Genomic DNA, 19,136 nt, shown 5'->3' with positions numbered 1-19,136 from the left:
ACCCCGCCTACCTGCCTGCGGTAGGCAGGTCGATAGGCAGGACATTCTTGTCCTGCTAAAATTTATGTATTTTTCAAAACTGATTGAGAAACCTCAAATCATTCTCAAAAAATAATCTTATATCATCTATCTGGTATTTGAGCATAGCAATTCTTTCAATTCCCATTCCGAATGCGTATCCGGTGTACTTTTCATCATCGTAGCCAACTCTCTTAAAAACATCCGGGTCAACCATTCCGCATCCGAGAATTTCAACCCATCCGCTGCTTTTGCAGACCCTGCATCCTTTTCCCTTGCATATGACACAGGCAATATCTACTTCTGCGCTTGGTTCAGTAAACGGGAAAAAGCTTGGGCGGAATCTCAAGCCAACGTCATTTCCGAACATGCTGTGGATAAATGTTTCAAGTGTTCCCTTGAGGTCAGAAAAGGTGATGCCTTCATCAACGTGAAACCCCTCAATCTGATGAAACATCGGAAGATGCGATATATCTGCATCGCGGCGATAAACCTTTCCCTGCGCGATAATCTGAATCGGAGGCTTACTTTTAAGATAAGCCCTTATCTGCACAGGTGATGTATGTGTTCTGAGAAGAACCTCATCAGAAATATAAAAAGTATCCTGCATGTCTCTTGCAGGGTGGTCTTTGGGGATATTCAGGGCTTCGAAGTTGTAGTAGTCAAGTTCTGTTTCCGGTCCTTCTTCAATGCTGAATCCAAGACGGAGGAATATGGAAACTATTTCATCAAGAATCTGGGTTATTAAGTGCTTTCTGCCAATTTGAAATTCTTTTCCGGGGAGAGTTATGTCTATGGTATCTTTGCTGGATTTTTCTTCTGTCTCTAAATTCTTCAGGTGTCTGTTTTTTCCCTCAAGGGCTTTTTCAATCGAGTTCTTAATTTCATTTGCGAATTTTCCAACTTCAGCCCTTTTTTCAACAGGAAGATTTTTAAGCTCCTTCAATATATTTGTAAGGCTTCCCTTTCTTCCAACATATTTGACCCTGAGACTGGACAGCTCTGAGCTTGTTTTTGAGAGCTGGATTTCTTCCAGCGCCTTTGATGCTATTAATGATAATTTTTTTTCCATAACAGTCTTATTATTAGAAAGCAGTTTGATAAGTCTAAAGGGATTAAAAGGTTTAATCCTTCAGAAGAGTAAAAGGAAAGCCTGAAAAATCATACCTGCAAATTATTAAGATAGATTACTTTTGGCAATTGTAACTATTTCAGAAAAATCACCCGGGTCTTTTATTGCGAGCTCGGATAAGCTTTTCCTGTTAATTTTAATGTTAGCTTTGTTTAAACCTGAAATTAATTTGCTGTATGAGATACCATTAATTCTTGCCGCAGCATTGATCCTTGTAATCCAGAGTTTTCTGAAATTTCTCTTTTTCTGCTTGCGGCCAATATATGAGTAAGTCAGGCTTTTAAGAATGGCTTGAGCCGCAATAGCATAGCTCCTGCTTTTGGCACCCCAGTAGCCCTTTGCCATTTTCAGTATCTTTTTTCTTCTTCTCCTGGCTTTGAACCCTCGTTTTGCTCGTGGCATTATTCGACCCTTCTATGAATTGGGCAGCAGTTTGTTCAATCTCTTCATATCTGTCTTTGAAACCATACGGTTTTTTCTAAGCTTTCTCTTTCTTTTCTTGGTCTTTTTAGTCAGAATATGGCTTGCATAGGCAGTATGACGCTTCAGTTTTCCACTACGTGTTCTTTTAAACCTTTTTGCTGCACTTTTATTTGTCTTAAGTTTAGGCATAGTATGTCCTGAAAAATTTTGGTATAATTATTTAAACTGAGGAAAAAAGTCAAGTATAAAATGCGTTATTTTTTAATTTTATTCTTCACCAAACTTATCATATACAAGCTGTTTTATGCTTTCAAGGGCTTCATTTGAGTCTTCGCCTTCGGCAGTGACCCATATTTCGTGTCCTTTAGCTGCTGCAAGCATCATCACTCCCATAATACTCTTTCCGTTAACAACCTGACCACTTTTCTCAATAGAGATTTCAGAGTTGAATTTGTTTGTCAGTTTGACAAGTGTTGCCGCAGCCCTTGCATGCAGTCCGAGCTTGTTTTTTATTGTCATCTTTATAGTATTTTTATTTTTTTCCATATTTTAATTCATATATCCTATGCCAATGCAGATGATTGTCAGAATATATATTAATGCAACCAGCGGGACTTTTTTCCTCAAAGCCAGCATAAAGGCATTAACTAAAATTATACCCAAAACTACATTTGCTGGAGCCCACATATTTTTAAGATGAAATGAAGAGGACAAGATATATGTTCCAAGGAAAAGGCCCAGCAAAAAGCAGGAAAATCCCTTCATCTTTGACATATAAAGGTTTAGATTGAGCTTTTTTATTTTGTCAACAACCTCTAGCCCGAACTGATATCCTTTAAAAAGCCCGACAAACCTTATTGCCTGAGTCGGTATATTATAAATAATCAGAAAATAGACGGGAGCTGCTTTTATCCCGTTAAAAGCAAGGAAGGTTCCGATTATTGCTGCCAACGGCCTGAAGGTAGCCCAGAAAAGCGAATCACCAATAGCTCCAAAGGGTCCCATTAATCTTGCCTTTATGGCGCCGGAATCAATGTCTGTATTCTTGTTTTCTAAGTGTTTTTCTTCAAGATTCAGGACCACCCCGACAATTGTTGACGCAAGATATGGATTTGTGTTGAAAAACTCAAGGTGATGAAGCAGTGATTTTTTAACCATTGACGGGTCATCATAGAGTGTCCTTACAGCCCTTGACAGACAATGGACAAAACCCAGCGCCTGCATCCTTTCAAAATTCCATGAAGCCTGGATATAAAAGGAATTGAAAGCAGCTCTTAGTAATGTGAATTTTGATAATTTTTTTTTCATTGTCATTTATCCGCAGATTTACAGGGTTGCCTTTTTATCACATATTCTCCAGTACAATTTTTAAAAGAATTGCAATAAAAAGTCCTATGAAAAAATAGATATAGTTTTTTTTCATCAGGATACTTTCAAGAACAACTGCAATGCCCAAGAGAGGCATCAGTATGAAAAAAAGGTTTAGCCCTTCAAAAAAACTTGATGGCAGAACAGGATAACTCATAGTGATTATTCCGGTTATAATAATAGTAGAGACCAGAAGAAAAAGAAAATTTTTCAAGAAGAAAAAGAAAATCCCTGAAAGATTTGCATAACCTATAGCAGAAAATTTTTCTTCATTTATAAGCTCTTCTGCTTTTTTTGACCAGAAGACATTAACCTTTCTTACCAGCATGTCCATTTTCTGCTCAATGAAAAGAAATGGCAAACACAGCAAAAAAGAAAAAACAGCAATTGCCGTGAACATTTTGTTCTCTCCGCTTATTGTATTCATCATTTCTATGGTTGAGGATGTAACTATCACTGACGCCAGTGTTGAGTTTAGAACTATGGCTGCACCAATCTGGAGTGAAAAAAGCCAGATTAACTGTAAAGCGATGCCGATTGCAATTCCTGCTGTATAATTTCCAAAAAGAAAACCAATAACAGGGGCTGTGACAATTGGCTGGGAAACCATTGTTTGAAAAACCGCAGTCCTGTCAAGACCAATCAGACTTCCTATTAATGAAGCAATAAAAATGTTTTTTATCAATTGAAGTGCTACCCTTCAGATTTCAGAAAGATTCAGCGAAAAAGCTGTTTCCCATGCTTTTCCCTTATTTAAACTGATTTGCCAAGAGAAAATCAATACTGAACTCTGGTATATCCTTTCAAATCCGGATTCTGAATTACTGACTGTTTCTATCGGGAATCTCCAGAACTTCGGAGAATTAGTGAACTGAAAAGCCAGAAAGAATTTATCCCACTGATTGATTATTCTGAATGAATTAATCTTATCGATTTCCCCGCTGCTCGCGAGGTTAAACCTTACAGGAGTTCCTTCTGTATCTATTTCAAAAAAATGAAGAGGAGAATTTCCTCCCAACAAGCCAAAATTGAATTCTGTCCCGAAAACAGTGTCAAGAACTGAATCTGAATTATTGATAACTTTGTATGTAAAAGTAATTCTTTTCGTATTGATGGAAATGTTGATATTTTTTATTACCTTTACTCTGAAATTTTTGTTTACGGTTCCCTCTCTTTCAAGCGTTAAATCCATATCAATAACCCTTTTTGAAAAATGATACTTATATGGATTAAGTATGAAATCACCCTGCTCCCTGAAAAGATTTTTTTTCAGATTATCAAGTGTTAGAGAGGTATCAAAAAAATGGTCTATCAAGCAGTTTCTCTGATACCAGTCATAGCTCAGGTGCTCGCAAAGTCCTGATTCTTTCTGGGAAGCAGTTTCATGAATTGTTTTTGTTTCAGAACCAGAATTTTCTCCATGGTGTTTTTCAAGGTTTAAAAGATCGTCATGATATGCTTCTTCTCTTCTGATAAGAGAATTCACAAGGTTAAAGTTTCTTGGTTTATAGTCAAATTCAATCAAGCTTCCGCCCTTGTCGGGTTTTATGATGAGAGTTAGAAATTTGTTTTTCAATATAAGCTCTTCCTTTGAGTCATTATCCAAATCAACAGATTCAATATTCAGAAAATTTTTCCCGCCAAAAATTTCTTCCTCAAGAATCTTTTCTGCCTTAATCAGCGATGAGTATATTGCTGAACGGAGGTGAGGAAGATATAGTCCTCCAAATATTCCATGCCAGTATGCATCATTGCACTGGCTCTGAAAAAGAAAATCCAATGCTTCATTTTTTCTTTTTTCGGACTTGAAATTAAAGCCTCTTATCCTGTTTGAAAGATGAAGCATTTTCCTGTATATAAGGTTTGATTCAGCATACTTTACAAAAAAGTTTTTCCAGACTCCTCCTTTTATAAAACCAAGATATTCATTCAAATCCTCTCTGCCTTGAAGTTCTTTTGCTATTTTCCTGAATTTTTTCTGAGCAGGAGTTGGAAGAGCCCATACCATCATTTCCTGGTATGAACAGGTAGGAAGGTATATCTGGCTGACAGGAGGATGGGATTTTAAGTATTCTCCAGGAGTTATTATTGCAATTTTGTTATAGTTTTCTATAAGGGAATTAAAAAACCTCTCCAGCCATCTCATCTCATAAACAGTATGGTAGGTTCCTGGCCAAATTCCGAATTTTTCCCCATCATCTCCCATAAAAAAAAGAGGGTCCTTTTGTTCATTGCTTTCATTATGGAGAAAATTGATAGTCTGTTCAGGAGGGTGGAACGGAATGAGGTATCTGAGAGTCTGGTTAGAGGGAAATAATGCAATGTTTCTGCCTTCTTCTTCTGTTGTGAAATATCCGTATGTATCCTGCCTTCTCAAACCTGCTGAGATAAGATGGAAGTCGTCTACAATAGCGTATTCCAGCCCTGCATCAGCAATGGACTCAATTATGTTTGAATCCCATACCCGTTCCGCGAGCCAGAGTCCTTTTGGAGTATATTTAAAATTTTCGAAAATAAAATCGTTCATCTTTTTAATCTGGTCAAGTCTGTCAGCTTTATTCAGGCTGGTAAGAATTGGCTCGTAAAAAGCTCCGGAGAGCAGCTCTATCTGGCCGTTAGAGATAAGCAATTTTAATGATTCTGCAAAATCCGGATGGTTCTTTATTATCCAGTCAAGAAGTATTCCTGAGTAGTGTAAAGCAAGTTTGATATAGGGAAAGGACTTCACAATTTCAAGGAATGGTAGATAAGATTTATTAAAAGAAATTTCAAAGATTTCGTTAAAATTACCAAGGGGCTGATGGTTGTGTATTGCGAGTGAAAAATGAATCTTTCCCATTAAATTTAAAAAATTTTTCCTAATACCTGTTGTATATTTTTTGGGGTTTCAGAAGGTATTGACTGTATATTTATTTCAACCCCAAAGTTCATTAGTTTTTTAAGAATTTCAGCGTTCTGTTCGTTCAGAAAAATCGTCTTCGAGATTAGTTTTTTACCTTTTTCAAACCTTAATCCTCCGAGGTTAAGCTTATCCAGTTTGATACCAAGCGTGACAGCCTTGAAGACATCTTCCAGATTTGAAAACAAAACCACAGTGTTCTCCTTTCCTTCTGAACAGATTTTAATTTTATTTACTGAATCTGCAACTGTTGATATGCAGACTTTGATATCTGACGGAACGGCAATTTCCATTATAGATTTTTGAAAGGGATCGCTGGCAACTCTGTCATCAATTACGACGATTTTGGTTGCATGCAGGAACTTAATCCACCCTTCTACCACCTGACCGTGAATTAATCTGTCATCTACATGAAAAAATATGCAATTCAATGAAAAATCTCCTATAAACCGCTTTTGTTTTTTTGAAGGATTTGGCTTGCAACCAGAATATGTTTCTGGCCATATTCCTTGATGATTGCTGCAAGCTCCGGCAGGGGTGCTTTTTTTCTTTCTGATGAGAATTTAATCAGCATAGGGAGATTTATTCCTGTTACAACCTCGACACGGTTTTCTTCAAGAAAGCACAGACTCAAGTTCGAAGGAGTTCCGCCAAACATATCTGTGAATATAAGAATTCCATCTCCGTCATCAACTTCACTGATGGCTTTTGAGATATTTTCTCTTACAGTTGCTTCGCTATCTTCATGCTTTATTACCACACTCTTTAATTTTTTCTGAACGCCTATAATCGTCTCAGCAGATTTGACAATCTCATCACCGAGATTTCCATGTGTTACTATGACGGCACCTACCATAGTTAAATCCTAAAATAATAATTGTTTTTTTGCTTTTCTCTCATTTCTGACTGCACGGGCTTCTTCATTTATTTTTGAAATCAGCTTCTGGTTCAGTTTTTCAGCTGAATGATAGCCCATTTTTTTAAGCAAGTAATTTCTTGCCGCAATTTCTATAATCATTGACATGTTTCTGCCAGGCGCAACGGGCATTACAATCTTTGGTATTTTTATGCCAAGAATTTCATGTGTCTTCTCATCAAGCCCGAGTCTGTCATATTCATAGGAGGTTTTCCATTCTTCCAGTTCAACAACAAGATGAACCTTTTTAGAAATGCGGATTGAAGTGACCCCGAAAAGGTCTTTTATGTTGATTATGCCTAACCCGCGTATCTCCATATGGTGGCGTATGGCTATAGGGCTTTGTCCTTCAATTGTATTTAATGAAGTTCTTTTTATTTCAACCACATCATCTGCAACAAGCCGGTGTCCTTTTACAATGAGGTCTAAAACTATTTCACTTTTACCTACTCCGCTTTTCCCGAGGAGAAGAACTCCGACTCCAAATACTTCCACCATAACTCCATGAATTGTTATTGTGTGAGCCAGGCGATTTTCCAGATATGAAGTGATATTTGATATAAGATTGGAACTGTAAAGGTTGGATTTAATCACAGATACTTTTCTCTTTTTTGCTGATTCATAAATTACTTCAGGGATAGATGGCGTTTTTGATATTACCAAACAAGGGATTTTAGATGCAAAAAAATTATCTATGACTTCCTTTTGTTTTTTACATGGGAGAGTTTTTAAAAAATAAATTTCAGAATTTCCAAAAATCTGGATACCGGAAGGGATGAGATGCTCTAAAAATCCAACTAACACCAATCCGGCTTTTTGAGCCCGCGTAGAACTGATTATATTTTCAAAGCCTGTTTTATTTGTCAGAGCGGAGAGTTGAAACTCTTTCCCCTTTTCATTAATCAAATCCTTGACCTGGATGAATTTTTTCATCATGTTCAGTATTTGGAATCTTCAAGTTTAATCATTTCCATCATTTCAACGGAATTACCGGCTTTCATCAAAGAATCTCTAAATAAAGCATTTTTAAGCAACCTTGAAAGCCTTGCCAGGGCTTTCAAATGGATTCCAGCAGCTTCTTCGGGACCCATCAGGAGAAAAAACAGATAAGTTGGTTTTCCGTCCATGGAATTGAAATCGATTCCTTCCTTTGACCTTCCAAGCACCAGCAACTCTTCCTTGAGGGATGATAGCTTACCATGAGGTATGGCTATACCGTCTCCGATTCCTGTACTTCCGAGTTTTTCTCTGTCTTCCAGGATTTTTACTAATTTTTCTGCATCTTCTTTTAGTTTAAAAGTAGTTACCAGAAGATTAGCGAGATCCCTTAATGCTCCTAATTTATCACGTGAAGCAAGGTTTGGTAATATACCTCTTTCTTTCATAATATCTGATATTTTCATTCTCAAATCCAATTTTGTACATAAAGATAGAGTTTTCGCCTTTCATATAAACACAATATTAATGATTGTGAGTTATGTCAGGCTCTATAAGTCCAAAATTACCATCCTTTTTCTTGTAAACCACATTTATAACATTCGTTGTCGAATTAGCAAATACTAAAAATTGATCATATGAAACTTTTAACTGCATAACGGCTTCTGCAGGGGACATTGGTTTCGGTTCAAATCTTGATGATTTGACCAGTTGACCTGCAAATGTTTCTGTTTCAAGACTGTTCCTTTCTTCCAAGGCGGTTAAATTATTGCTTAATTTTTGTTCAATGTTCTCTTTTCTGTTTGACGGTGTACGATGCTTGGATTTTCTTTTCGTTATCTGATGCTCAATTTTTTCCAGAACCTGGTCTATTGAGGCATACATATCATCTGTTTCACCCTTGCCTGTAATATTAACACCATCCATGTGGATGGTTATCTCTGCTATGTGTCTGTATTTTTCCACAGATAAAACCACATGGGCTTCGAGGATATTTTCAAGGTACTTATTAAGCTTGCTTACCTTTGACTGAACATGGTCCTTTAAGGTGGGGGTTAATTCCATATGTCTGCCAGTTACTGTTATCTGCACTAAGTTCCTCCTTTTCTTGATTAATAAAATCCTTTGTTAAACCAGCTCCTTTCTCCTGGCTGAAGGAAGAATTCCCAAATCTTCCCTGTACTTAGCAATAGTTCTGCGTGCGAGCTTTAGATTCTGTCCTTCCAGAATCTGCACAATTCTTTTATCGCTGAATGGCTTCTCTTTATTTTCCTTCGTAATAATCTCTTTAATCATATTTTTAACCGTTATGCAGGAATAGCGGCTTCCTTCTGTTCCGGTTAAGCCGCTAGTAAAGAAAAATTTCAACTCAAACAGTCCCTGTGGAGTGTGCATATATTTATTGCTTGTTACCCTGCTTACAGTACATTCGTGGAGAGATATGTCTTTTGCTATTTCTCTTAATACCATTGGTTTTAGGTGGGATATGCCATGGTCAAAAAATTCTTTCTGCCTGTTAACAATGCTCACAGACACTTTATAGATTGTCTGCTGACGATGTCTCATAGTTTTTAAAAGCCATAAAGCAGACCGGAATTTCTGCTCAAGATATGTCTTTGTGGCATTATTGTCGCTGTTCTTTTTATGGAGAAATTCTCTGTAAAAAGGATTGATTCTGAAGTTGTTAAAACCATCATCGTTCAGATAAACCACATATTTATCATCAACTTTAACCACAAAGATATCAGGAATAATATACTTTATTTCATCACCGCCAAAATTTCTTGCAGGTTTTGGGTCAAGGGTTTTTATGAACTTAAGTGCTTCTAAAACTTCTTTTTCTGCAACATTACATTTATCAGCAACTGCTTTAAAATTAGACAACTCTAATTCTGGAAGATGGTTTGAAATGATTTTTGTAATAAGCGGATCTGTAATGCCTTGATGCTTGACCTGTGCAAGAAGACATTCCTGCAGATTCTGCGAGCCGATGCCCTCTGGTTCCAGGTTCTTCAACAGTTCGTGGGCTTTATAAACTACTGAAGAATCTAAATGGTGCTGTTCAATCAACTCGCTTAAAGGAGTTGCCAAATATCCGTTTTCATCAAGATTTCCTATAAGAAAACAACCTGCCTCAAACTCTTCTTTTGAACTCCAGACAAGCCTGAGTTGATTTGTGAGGTATTCTGAGAGAGTGACTTTGGATGCCAGAATGTTTTCATACTGAGGAGATTTGTCCTGATAGTCTGAGCTCAGGTTGGTTTCGTAATTGTCCTGATATGCCTGTGTAAAATCTTCCCAGTTTATTTCTTCTGCTTTTTTTCTGAAGTCTATTTCTTCTTCTTTTTTAGAGACAGAAACGGGATCTTCCTTTTGATTTTCACCTGCCAATGATGTGTCCTGTTCATCGAGTTCATCTTCTGTTTCATCATTGACTTCTTCAAGAAACGGGTTTTCCAGCAGTTTCTGCTGAACAAGCTGCTGTAATTCCAATCTTGAAAGGGTGAGCAGTTTTATTGCATTGCGAAGCTCGGTAGTCATTACGAGCTTTTGCATCTGCTTTAACTGTAGTTTAATTTCAAGTGCCATATCTTATCTCAAGAAATAAGTTGAAATTTATCACCAAGAAATATTTGTCTTACTTTAGAACTTTCTGCTATCTTATCAGGGATTCCTTCTTCAAGAATCTTTCCTTCGTTTATTATATAGGCTCTGTCAGTGATTTGGAGAGTTTCTCTAACATTATGATCAGTAATCAAAACACCTATGCCTTTATTCTTTAAATGGTTGATTATCTGCTGCAGGTCATCAATAGATTTAGGGTCAATACCCGCAAATGGTTCGTCCAGAAGTATGAATTGCGGTTTGGAAATGAGTGTCCTTGTTATTTCAACTCTTCGCCTTTCACCTCCTGAAAGAGTGAATGCCTTATTTTTTGCCAGATGAGCAATGTGAAGCTCATTGAGGAGTTCATCCAGGACTTTTCTCCTTTCCTTATCAGTAAGCGGATACATTTCAAGGATTGCAAGAAAATTTTCTTCAACTGTGAGTTTTCTGAATATGGAAGATTCCTGCGGAAGATATCCTATGCCTTTTCTTGCTCTTTGATACATTGGGAGATTTTCAATGGTTTCTCCGTTTAAATATATTTTACCTTCATCAGGATTGACAAGTCCTACTGTCATATAAAAAATTGTGGTCTTCCCGGCACCATTTGGGCCTAAAAGCCCGACGACTTCACCGCTTGAAACTTTGAGTGATACGTCATCAACAACTTTTCTTTCCCCGTATGTTTTTGCCAAGTTTGACACATTCAAAGACTTCATTTTTTTTCATCCTTTGCAGTTTTTTTACCAGTAATATTTGCATTTTTAGGATGAATTTGAACATCTGCGGTTTCAACTACTATTCTGTCTTCATTGAGAAAAAGAGTAATTCTATTTCCTTTTAAGAGGTCATTTTTCTGCCATAATTTTGGATTCCCTTCAAGAATAATTTTCATTCCATTTTCAAAATAGGTTGCTTTTGATGCAACGGCATTTCTGTCTTCCTGATTAACCCTTACACTGCCCAATGCTACAATTCTTTCTACTTTTTTTTCTTCCCTGTCAAAAAAAATGTCCATTCGGTCAGCCCAAAGCGTTGTATCTCCTCTTATGGCTTTTACATTTCCATAAAAAATAATAAGATTTTTTTTGTTGTAACCTTCCATTCTGTCAGCAGTTATATGGATTGAAACATTCTGGTTCGAGCCTTTGCTAAATGTGTCCAGAACAGAGGTTTCTCCGAGCACCATATTTAGGGAGATTAACAAGAGGAATACGGCAGATAAGAATCCTGTGAAAATATTTATTCCTGTTTTTCTCATTGATAGATCTTTCTCCCGAGAGGGTTTTTAATATTAGTGTTTTCGGGCTTAAGTTTGTCTAAGGATTCCGGTGCTGCAGTGACATCTACTTTGCTTGTTATTTCTATTTCTTCATTATTAATATCAGCATTCAATCCTTCCCCTGTTAACTTGAAATTCTTTCCATAGAAGGTAATTGGTTCTTTGGTGGAAATTACTTTCCTGTCGCCGTTCCACACGAGGTCTTTTGTTTCAAACCTGTAACCTTCGCTGGAAACAGCAGTAATCTTTCCTCCTGAATAAATATTTGCAATGCTTATATCCTGTGAAAAATCTCTGTTGGCATTTATGTTAACTTCTGCGTTTGCTCCTGAAATAGTAAGCTTTTTCCCTCCGTTATAGATATAAGTAATGCTGAAATTTTTTAAAATTCCCTTGCCTTGTTCCTGAAAAAATTTAGCACTGTCTGCTGAAAGGATAAATTTATTTTTATTTTCAACTTCCTGAGAAAAAACCAGCGGTTGAATACTTATGGTAGCCTTGTTTTTTGTAAGTTCGGTTTTCTTATTGCCAAGGTTTTTTGAAGTGTTCATGAAATAGCCTGATATGGCTACCAGCACTAATAAAAATAAAATCATTGTGATATATATGGCTGACTTGTTCTTCTTTATTAATGATAACCCTGTCATTCTGCTCCTGCCCTGTCAAAAAACTCTTTTTTTATTATACTATTCCATTGACTTTGTTTCTGTAGAATAAAGTCTATCAATTCCCTTACAGCACCTCTTCCGCCTTTTAGCTTTGTTATATAGTGAACTTCTTTTTTTATATAGTCAAAGGCATCAGACACTGTTGCAGCAAGCCCTGCCCGTTTAAAGACAGGAACATCTGCAAGGTCGTCACCCATGTAAGCTACTTCCTCCTCTTTAATCTTATATTTGTTTAAAATCTCATTAAATATTTTAGCCTTGTCATCTGCGTTCTGATGAACTTCATCAATATTAAGCTCTTTACATCTTTTTTCAACTATTGGGGACCACCGTCCTGTTATGATTGCAAATTTGATTCCACATCTCTGTGCCAGTTTAATTCCATGCCCGTCCTTAACATCAAATGATTTAAACTCTTCATTTTTGCTGTTAAATGTAATTCTGCCATCAGTTAGAACGCCATCAACGTCTAAAATAATAAATTTTATATTTTTTGCCCTTGTGTCAACGTCAAAGGAATTTTTCAACTGATTTAAACCTTTCTGTTAAATTCTAAACTATTCCTGATTTAAGAATATTGTGGAGATGAATTATTCCCTCGGGTTTCTTGTTTTTATCCTGAACCACTATTGAAGTAATAGAATATTTTTCCATAATCCTTAAAGCCTCCACTGCGAGAGAAGAAGCTTTTATTGTTTTGGGGTTTTGTGTCATAATTTCCCTCATTTTTCTTTCCATAATATCAGAGTACTTTTCAATAGCTCTCCTGAGGTCGCCATCTGTTATTATTCCAATCAATTTTTCTTTTTTACCAACAACTATAGTAACTCCGAGTTTTTTGGAAGTAATCTCAATTATCGCTTTTTTCATTGAAGCATCTTCACTGACTATTGGTATTTCATTGCCTTTATGCATGAGGTTTTCTACCTTGAGAAGCAGTTTTTTCCCCAGTTGTCCTCCCGGATGAAAAAGGGCAAAGTTTTCTTTTTTAAAACCTCTTTTTTTTAAGAGAGAAATTGCGAGTGCATCTCCCATTGCCAATGCTGCAGTTGTGCTTGCTGTTGGAGCAAGTCCCAGGGGACAGGCTTCCTTGTCTACACGGACATCAAGGGTTACATCGCTTTCTTTTGCAAGGAGAGAATTTAAATTTCCGGTAAAAGATATTAATTTAACCCCAAGCCTTTTTATGATTGGAAGAATTTCATTGATTTCTTTAGTCTCTCCGCTATTTGATATAGCCAGCACAACATCATCTTTTACCACCATGCCGAGGTCTCCGTGGCTCCCTTCTGCAGGATGAAGGAAAAAAGAAGGTGTTCCTGTGCTTGCAAAAGTTGCCGCGATTTTATTCCCAATCCATCCGGATTTCCCAATGCCGGTTACAATTACTCTGCCCTTACAGGAGTAGAGGATATCAACGGCATTGATAAATGAGTCATCAAGCCTTGTTATCAGTTTTTTGATGGCATCAGCTTCAATTTTTAAAACATTTTTTGCAGTCTTGAGTATCATATATAAAAACAATTTGGTTAAATAAATCAGTTAAATTAAATCTTATAAAGATGTTGGTGAAAAATACTATTTCCACAGCTTAATGTCAAGGCTTTTCAATGGTAAGATTTTAGCAGAAAACTGATAAAATTGCATTGAAATATTTAATTTTATTTTACTAAATTATAATTTCTCCTGAAGGAATTTTTTTGATTTCTCCGTTTTCCTTTTCTAATATGAGATATCCTGTTTTATCAATATCCAAGGCATAGCCTTTGAATATTTCGTTGCCTGTTCTAACTGATATAATTTTTCCAATTGTATGCGATAATTCCTTGCATCTTTTTAATATTAGATGGCTTTCTTTTTGCCAGACTAAAACAGAGTACCATTGTTCTGTTTTTTCAAGTAAACGCTTAAGAATCTTTTTTCTTGAAAGAGGGATTCCCTTTTCTATTTTCAGAGAAGTAGGAGGGTATAAATAGCTTCCCGGGAAAAATTCATTGTTTACATTTATACCAATGCCAACAACAAGAAATTCAAGCTTGTCTTTTACAGTACTTCCCTCAACCAGCATTCCACATACTTTTTTACCGTTTATCAATAAATCATTTGGCCATTTTATCTTTGTATCAAGGACTGTTTCTTCTTTTATCGCCTCTGCTGCTGCAATGCTTGCCATCATGGAGATATAAGGGATTAGCGCCTTATCTATCTTTGGCCTGAGGATAAATGAAAAATAAATTCCAAGATATTTGGGTGATTCCCATTGTTTCCCGCCTCTCCCTCTGCCAAGGGTCTGGGATTCAGCAACGACAATGGTTCCTTCCGGTGCTCCTTCACCTGCTATTTTTTTTGCTATATCATTTGTAGACGAGGTTTCTTCGAAGTATATTATGTTGTCAGCAGAGAAAAGCCATGAAGAGCAGAAAGATAAAATCTTATCCAAAGTTAATTTTTCGTATTCATTAATCATTTTCAAAATTATTCCATCAATCAAACAAGATTACTGAAAATTTTTTTAATATGAATTTAAAATGCCTTGACTTTTAGTTAAATTAAATAACTAATATAATATGTATTAAGAAGTTATGCAACCGGTTAATCTTGCTCTGACTAATGAAAAATAATAGAAATTACTCAAGAAATTATCTGTAAAACTCTCTGATCTGGTTGAGTCATTCTCAAGGAGGTTTTGGCTTGCTATTTAATTACACATCAAAAGAGGTAGTGATTAAAATTGTGTATTATGGTCCAGCTCTTAGTGGAAAAACCAGTAATCTGGAATATATCTGTAAAAAAACCAATCCTCAGACCAGAGGTAAGCTGATTTCTCTGGCAACAGAAACTGACAGAACACTTTTTTTTGACCTCCTTCCTATGGATTTAGGTGAAGTAAAGGGATTTAATATTAAACTCCAGCTTTACACTGTTCCGGGACAGGTAAAATATAACAGTACCCGTAAACTGGTTCTTAAGGGAGTTGATGCAATAGTTTTTGTCGCTGATTCAAACAGAGACCTTATTGGAGCAAATATTGAAAGCATGAATAATTTGAAAGCAAATTTAGAGGAACTGGGGATAGATTATTATTCAATTCCGATGGCGCTTCAGTTTAACAAACAGGATATTCAGGACAGGGTCAGCGATGAGGAACTGAATTCAGTAATCAATGACAGAAATCTCGAGGTAATTAAATCATGCTCAATAGACGGAACAGGGGTTTTTGAGACTTTAAAGCATATTTCAAGGCTTGTAATTGAGGTTTTAAACAAAAAAAATGAAACAAATCGCCAGAAAACAACGTCAGCAGAAAATGAGGATTTAAATGAAAGGATTGCAATCCTTAAAGAAAAAATTGCAAAATCAAAGGATGTTGTCAATGAATTGCTGAGTGAACTGACTCAGTTTGAGCAAAAGTTGTCAGATTTAAGGCTTAAATAATCTGACAACTTTTGTTTCCCTGATATTGTTTTCAAATTTTTAAAAACAACCTCTAATTTTATTTCGCGAATTCTACAACTCTTGTTTCCCGTATTGCAGTGACTTTAATCTGTCCGGGATAAGAGAGCTCTTTTTCTATTTTCTGCGCAATGTCACGGGCAAGGGAATAAGTTGCTTCATCAGAAAGTTCGCTGTTATTAACAATGATTCTTATTTCTCTTCCTGCCTGGATGGCATAGGATTTTTCCACCCCTTTAAAAGAAGAAGCCAGTTCTTCTAATTTCTCAAGGCGCTTGATATAGCTTTCAAGTATCTCTCTCCTTGCTCCAGGTCGTGCAGCTGATAAAGCATCGCCTGCCTGAATCAGGACTGCTTCAAGAGACTGTGGAGCAGCCTCTTCATGATGAGATTCAATTGCATTTACTACGAGGCTTGATTCCCCGTATTTTTTTGCCATCTCTGCCCCTATTAGCGCATGAGAGCCTTCGGTTTCATGGTCAATAGCTTTTCCTATATCATGGAGAAACCCGGCTCTTTTTGCAAGAGTTGTATTAATTCCAAGCTCGGCAGCCATTATTCCGCACAATCTTGCCACTTCTTTTGAATGTTCAAGAACGTTCTGCGCATAGCTTGTTCTGAATTTTAATTTACCAAGAAGCTTAATTATTTCAGGATGTATCTCGTGAATACCTAAATCAAAGGCAGCCTGTTCTCCGTATTCACGTATTGCAACAGCAATTTCTTCTCTTACTTTAGAAAGAATTTCCTCTATTTTCCCAGGATGAATTCTTCCGTCGGCAATCAATCGCTCCAGAGTTCTTTTAGCTATTTCCCTTTTTATAGGATCATACCCTGAAAGAATTACTGCTTCAGGGGTATCATCTATTATCAGGTTTATACCCGTAGCTATTTCAAAAGATCTGATATTTCTTCCTTCCCTTCCAATAATTCTTCCTTTCATTTCATCAGACGGAAGGTCTACGACAGAGACTGTAGTTTCTGGCACAATATCTGATGAAGTCCTCTGGATAGCTGTCACAATTATTTCCTTAGACTTCTTAGCTGCCTGTGCACGTGCTTCATCTTCTATTTTTTTAATATGTTTGATTGACTCGTGCCTTGCTTCTTCCTTAATGCTTTCCAATAGCATATTCTTTGCTTCAACAACTGACATTCCTGCAATTCTCTCAAGCTTTTTTTTGCATTCCATTGTCAGGCTGTTAAGGTTTTCTTCATCCTTTTTAATCTTTTCCTCTTTCTTTTTCAGCTCATTTTCCCTCGATTGAAGGTTAAATTCTTTTTTTGAGAGGAAATCTATCTTTCTGTCAATGTTTTCCTCTTTTTGCATGAGCCTTTTTTCCAGAATCTGAAGTTCTTTTCTTTTTTCCCTGTATTCTTTTTCAAATTCTGCTTTTGATTTTAAAACAGTTTCCTTTGCTTCAATGGCAGCTTCTTTTCTTATTCCTTTAGCTTCTTTTTCTGCTTCTGAAAGAATTTTTGTCGCTGCTTCTTTAGCCTGGACTATTTTCGTTTCACTGGATTTTGAGCGGACAAAGTATAAAACACCAAAAGACAAACCTCCTGTTAGAAGCCCCGCAATAAAACATATTATTAGATAAGTAATTTCTGGCAATTTATATCCTCCTTAATTTTTAAAATTTAAATTAACACCTGATTATTCTTTTCTCACTCACAATGATGTCCATACAAATATCATGAGAAAAATATGGAATATCATCTATAATCTGAAAATCAAAAGCTATACCGCAAAGGACTGGATACAGGTTTTTTTTTGAAAGTAACTTATCAAAAAACCCTTTTCCAAAACCTATTCTTCTTCCGTTTCTGTCAAATGCTATTCCTGGAATTATAGCAAAGTTAATGTTCCTGATGTTATTCAGAGTAGGCAGATGCAATTTTGGCTCTAAAATTCCTTTGAAGCCTGCAGAGAGATCATTTTTCAGGCTTTTTATTTCATGGAGGACAATTTTATCCTTATGTACATCTACTCTTGGTGCTATTATTTTTTTATTCATATAAATACTTTTTTTTATTATATCTTCTGTGCAGACTTCCTTTCCCTTTGATATATAGCAGAAGATTGTCTTTGCATCTTTAAACTCTCTTAAATTATTAATTTTTTCCACAATGGCTTTGGAAAAAAAACTTGATGTTTTTTCAGATAACCTTTCCCTTCGAAAAAGCATTTCTTTCCGGATTTTATTTTTTGACAAATAAATATCCCTCTTAAATATTAAAGATACTCTTAAAATGCATAGTCAGCACAATCCCAACAGCTTACTGCAGGGAGTTTCAAAATTAATCAGGATAAGGATGAACTTTTCTGAAAAAGTTCAGAAGAAATAAAAGATTATTGCAGAGATAATGAGCAAGTCAATAGAGAGAGATTAATCCATGGAGCAGAAACTATACAGAAAAATCTTTTTCTGCTACTTATACGGGAATCTTGTAGCAGATTTTTTATCTTAAAATATAGAAGAGAAGAAGTTTTTAACAGTTTATTTTCTATAAAAAATCTTCCGACTGAGTTAACAATAGTTCTCCATGGACTTTTTTTATTCATCTCTTTCAAATCTTTCAAAAACTTTTATGCTTCCTTTTTACCTTACCCGATGATTTTACCAAAAAATTACAAATAAAATTAATTCAATTAAATTATATATTTTTTATTAAGGGTTTTCAAGAAAATCTTTAGAACTTCTAAATTCCTGATCTAAACGGTTGAGTATATCTGATGTCTTTTCTTCGTTGGTCTTGATTATATTCACAAGTTTATCTTTAGCCTTAAACAGTTCGTCAGCAATATTCAGGGCTGTCAGTATAGCAATTTTCGAAGAATCTACTATTTCAGAATTTACAGATAATGCTTTCATCTTTTGATTTACATAGTCGGCTACCTTTTCCATATACTCAGAATCTGAGTCTCCCTTCAGAGTATATGTTTTTCCTAAGATATCTACTTTTATCTGCCGTGCTTTACTTCCTGCTATTTCTGGTTTCTCGTCCATAAGTTTTACAAGATATTTTCAACATGCTTTAAAATCTTCTCGATTGCAACCTTAACGGTCTCCCGTTCTTTAACAAGATTTTCTTTTTCGCTGAGCAAAAGTTCGACTTTATCCTTTAACTTTTCCTTTTCTTTGTTCACAGATTGTTTTTCCTCAAGTTTAGTTCTTAACTCATTGACCTCTGAATTAAGGTTTGAATTTTCTTTTTTGTATTTTCTCATGAGTTCTATCATTTTAACAATTTTATCCTCAAGTAATTCCATTTGCTCCATATAATTAAAGTGTTCTCCTTTCCTAAATAAACTAATAAATTCATTATGTTATGCATAATGTTTTTTGGCAAGATATAAATGGAATAAAAGTAAATGTCAAGAATGATTTTTCTGTATGTGGTAGCCACATGAAAATGTCAGTGTAACAGCC

24 protein-coding genes are annotated in these 19,136 nt (G+C 35.9%); 1 reads left to right on the top strand and 23 read right to left on the bottom strand.

Going from position 1 to position 19,136, the window contains the following annotated elements:
• Positions 1-73: 73 nt before the first annotated feature.
• The 19 genes from A3H37_08685 to A3H37_08595 all read right to left on the bottom strand — a co-directional run bounded on the left by A3H37_08685 (position 74) and on the right by A3H37_08595 (position 14,740).
• Positions 74-1,090, bottom strand: coding sequence for a phenylalanine--tRNA ligase subunit alpha (locus A3H37_08685; protein OGL51093.1), 1,017 nt, complete (start codon positions 1,088-1,090; stop codon positions 74-76).
• A 105-nt stretch (positions 1,091-1,195) separates the two neighbouring features.
• The gene (locus tag A3H37_08680; GenBank protein ID OGL51092.1) at positions 1,196-1,552 is read right to left on the bottom strand and encodes a 50S ribosomal protein L20; all 357 of its coding nucleotides are present in this window, start codon (positions 1,550-1,552) and stop codon (positions 1,196-1,198) included.
• 12 nt (positions 1,553-1,564) lie between these two features.
• Positions 1,565-1,762 (bottom strand): 50S ribosomal protein L35, encoded by a 198-nt coding sequence (locus A3H37_08675; protein ID OGL51091.1) that lies wholly within the window; start codon positions 1,760-1,762, stop codon positions 1,565-1,567.
• A 78-nt stretch (positions 1,763-1,840) separates the two neighbouring features.
• Positions 1,841-2,119 carry a phosphocarrier protein HPr gene (locus A3H37_08670; GenBank protein OGL51090.1) on the bottom strand — a complete coding sequence of 93 codons (279 nt, stop codon included), beginning with the start codon at positions 2,117-2,119 and terminating at the stop codon, positions 1,841-1,843.
• A gap of 3 nt (positions 2,120-2,122) precedes the next feature.
• Positions 2,123-2,887 carry a hypothetical protein gene (locus A3H37_08665; protein OGL51089.1) on the bottom strand — a complete coding sequence of 255 codons (765 nt, stop codon included), beginning with the start codon at positions 2,885-2,887 and terminating at the stop codon, positions 2,123-2,125.
• A 31-nt stretch (positions 2,888-2,918) separates the two neighbouring features.
• Complete coding sequence (locus A3H37_08660; GenBank protein OGL51088.1) at positions 2,919-3,626, bottom strand: hypothetical protein; 708 nt, start codon at positions 3,624-3,626, stop codon at positions 2,919-2,921.
• A gap of 15 nt (positions 3,627-3,641) precedes the next feature.
• Positions 3,642-5,780 carry a hypothetical protein gene (locus A3H37_08655; protein ID OGL51087.1) on the bottom strand — a complete coding sequence of 713 codons (2,139 nt, stop codon included), beginning with the start codon at positions 5,778-5,780 and terminating at the stop codon, positions 3,642-3,644.
• A gap of 5 nt (positions 5,781-5,785) precedes the next feature.
• A complete protein-coding gene (locus A3H37_08650) occupies positions 5,786-6,271 on the bottom strand; it encodes a hypothetical protein (protein OGL51086.1) in 486 nt (161 codons plus the stop codon).
• A gap of 11 nt (positions 6,272-6,282) precedes the next feature.
• Positions 6,283-6,696, bottom strand: a complete 414-nt coding sequence (locus tag A3H37_08645; protein ID OGL51085.1) for a hypothetical protein — start codon at positions 6,694-6,696, stop codon at positions 6,283-6,285.
• A gap of 9 nt (positions 6,697-6,705) precedes the next feature.
• Positions 6,706-7,692 carry a hypothetical protein gene (locus A3H37_08640; protein OGL51084.1) on the bottom strand — a complete coding sequence of 329 codons (987 nt, stop codon included), beginning with the start codon at positions 7,690-7,692 and terminating at the stop codon, positions 6,706-6,708.
• Between the two features lie 2 nt (positions 7,693-7,694).
• The gene (locus tag A3H37_08635; GenBank protein OGL51083.1) at positions 7,695-8,159 is read right to left on the bottom strand and encodes a PTS fructose transporter subunit IIA; all 465 of its coding nucleotides are present in this window, start codon (positions 8,157-8,159) and stop codon (positions 7,695-7,697) included.
• Between the two features lie 58 nt (positions 8,160-8,217).
• Positions 8,218-8,784 (bottom strand): ribosomal subunit interface protein, encoded by a 567-nt coding sequence (locus tag A3H37_08630; GenBank protein OGL51082.1) that lies wholly within the window; start codon positions 8,782-8,784, stop codon positions 8,218-8,220.
• 36 nt (positions 8,785-8,820) lie between these two features.
• Positions 8,821-10,281 carry an RNA polymerase sigma-54 factor gene (locus tag A3H37_08625; protein ID OGL51081.1) on the bottom strand — a complete coding sequence of 487 codons (1,461 nt, stop codon included), beginning with the start codon at positions 10,279-10,281 and terminating at the stop codon, positions 8,821-8,823.
• Between the two features lie 8 nt (positions 10,282-10,289).
• A complete protein-coding gene (locus A3H37_08620; protein ID OGL51080.1) occupies positions 10,290-11,018 on the bottom strand; it encodes an LPS export ABC transporter ATP-binding protein in 729 nt (242 codons plus the stop codon).
• The gene (locus tag A3H37_08615) at positions 11,015-11,560 is read right to left on the bottom strand and encodes a lipopolysaccharide transport periplasmic protein LptA (GenBank protein OGL51079.1); all 546 of its coding nucleotides are present in this window, start codon (positions 11,558-11,560) and stop codon (positions 11,015-11,017) included. Before A3H37_08615 ends, A3H37_08620 begins: the two co-directional genes overlap by 4 nt.
• Positions 11,557-12,228 carry an LPS export ABC transporter periplasmic protein LptC gene (locus tag A3H37_08610; GenBank protein ID OGL51078.1) on the bottom strand — a complete coding sequence of 224 codons (672 nt, stop codon included), beginning with the start codon at positions 12,226-12,228 and terminating at the stop codon, positions 11,557-11,559. The genes A3H37_08615 and A3H37_08610 overlap by 4 nt, the downstream gene beginning before the upstream one ends.
• Positions 12,225-12,776: a hypothetical protein gene (locus tag A3H37_08605; protein ID OGL51077.1), complete on the bottom strand. Its 552-nt coding sequence runs from the start codon at positions 12,774-12,776 to the stop codon at positions 12,225-12,227. Before A3H37_08605 ends, A3H37_08610 begins: the two co-directional genes overlap by 4 nt.
• Before the next feature lie 25 nt (positions 12,777-12,801).
• Positions 12,802-13,761, bottom strand: a complete 960-nt coding sequence (locus A3H37_08600) for a D-arabinose 5-phosphate isomerase (protein ID OGL51192.1) — start codon at positions 13,759-13,761, stop codon at positions 12,802-12,804.
• Between the two features lie 157 nt (positions 13,762-13,918).
• Entirely contained in the window at positions 13,919-14,740 is an 822-nt protein-coding gene (locus tag A3H37_08595) for a biotin--[acetyl-CoA-carboxylase] ligase (protein OGL51076.1), read from the bottom strand.
• Between the two features lie 200 nt (positions 14,741-14,940).
• On the opposite strand from A3H37_08595, the gene A3H37_08590 reads away from it, so the two are divergent.
• A complete protein-coding gene (locus A3H37_08590; protein OGL51075.1) occupies positions 14,941-15,684 on the top strand; it encodes a hypothetical protein in 744 nt (247 codons plus the stop codon).
• Between the two features lie 58 nt (positions 15,685-15,742).
• Here the strand turns inward: A3H37_08590 and A3H37_08585 are convergent, their stop codons facing one another.
• The 4 genes from A3H37_08585 to A3H37_08570 form a co-directional block, all read right to left on the bottom strand.
• Positions 15,743-17,296: a ribonuclease Y gene (locus A3H37_08585; protein ID OGL51191.1), complete on the bottom strand. Its 1,554-nt coding sequence runs from the start codon at positions 17,294-17,296 to the stop codon at positions 15,743-15,745.
• Positions 17,297-17,348: 52 nt separating this feature from the next.
• Positions 17,349-17,891 (bottom strand): 5-formyltetrahydrofolate cyclo-ligase, encoded by a 543-nt coding sequence (locus A3H37_08580; GenBank protein OGL51190.1) that lies wholly within the window; start codon positions 17,889-17,891, stop codon positions 17,349-17,351.
• 483 nt (positions 17,892-18,374) lie between these two features.
• On the bottom strand, positions 18,375-18,713 hold the full coding sequence (locus tag A3H37_08575; GenBank protein OGL51074.1) for a hypothetical protein: 339 nt from the start codon (positions 18,711-18,713) through the stop codon (positions 18,375-18,377).
• Positions 18,714-18,718: 5 nt separating this feature from the next.
• Entirely contained in the window at positions 18,719-18,985 is a 267-nt protein-coding gene (locus tag A3H37_08570; GenBank protein OGL51073.1) for a hypothetical protein, read from the bottom strand.
• Positions 18,986-19,136 lie beyond the last annotated feature (151 nt).

The organism is Candidatus Schekmanbacteria bacterium RIFCSPLOWO2_02_FULL_38_14 (assembly GCA_001790855.1).
In the GTDB taxonomy this organism is placed as follows: domain Bacteria; phylum Schekmanbacteria; class GWA2-38-11; order GWA2-38-11; family GWA2-38-11; genus 2-02-FULL-38-14-A.
The sequence above is the reverse complement of the archived record's forward strand: the minus strand, read 5'-3'. Positions and strand labels throughout refer to the sequence as shown.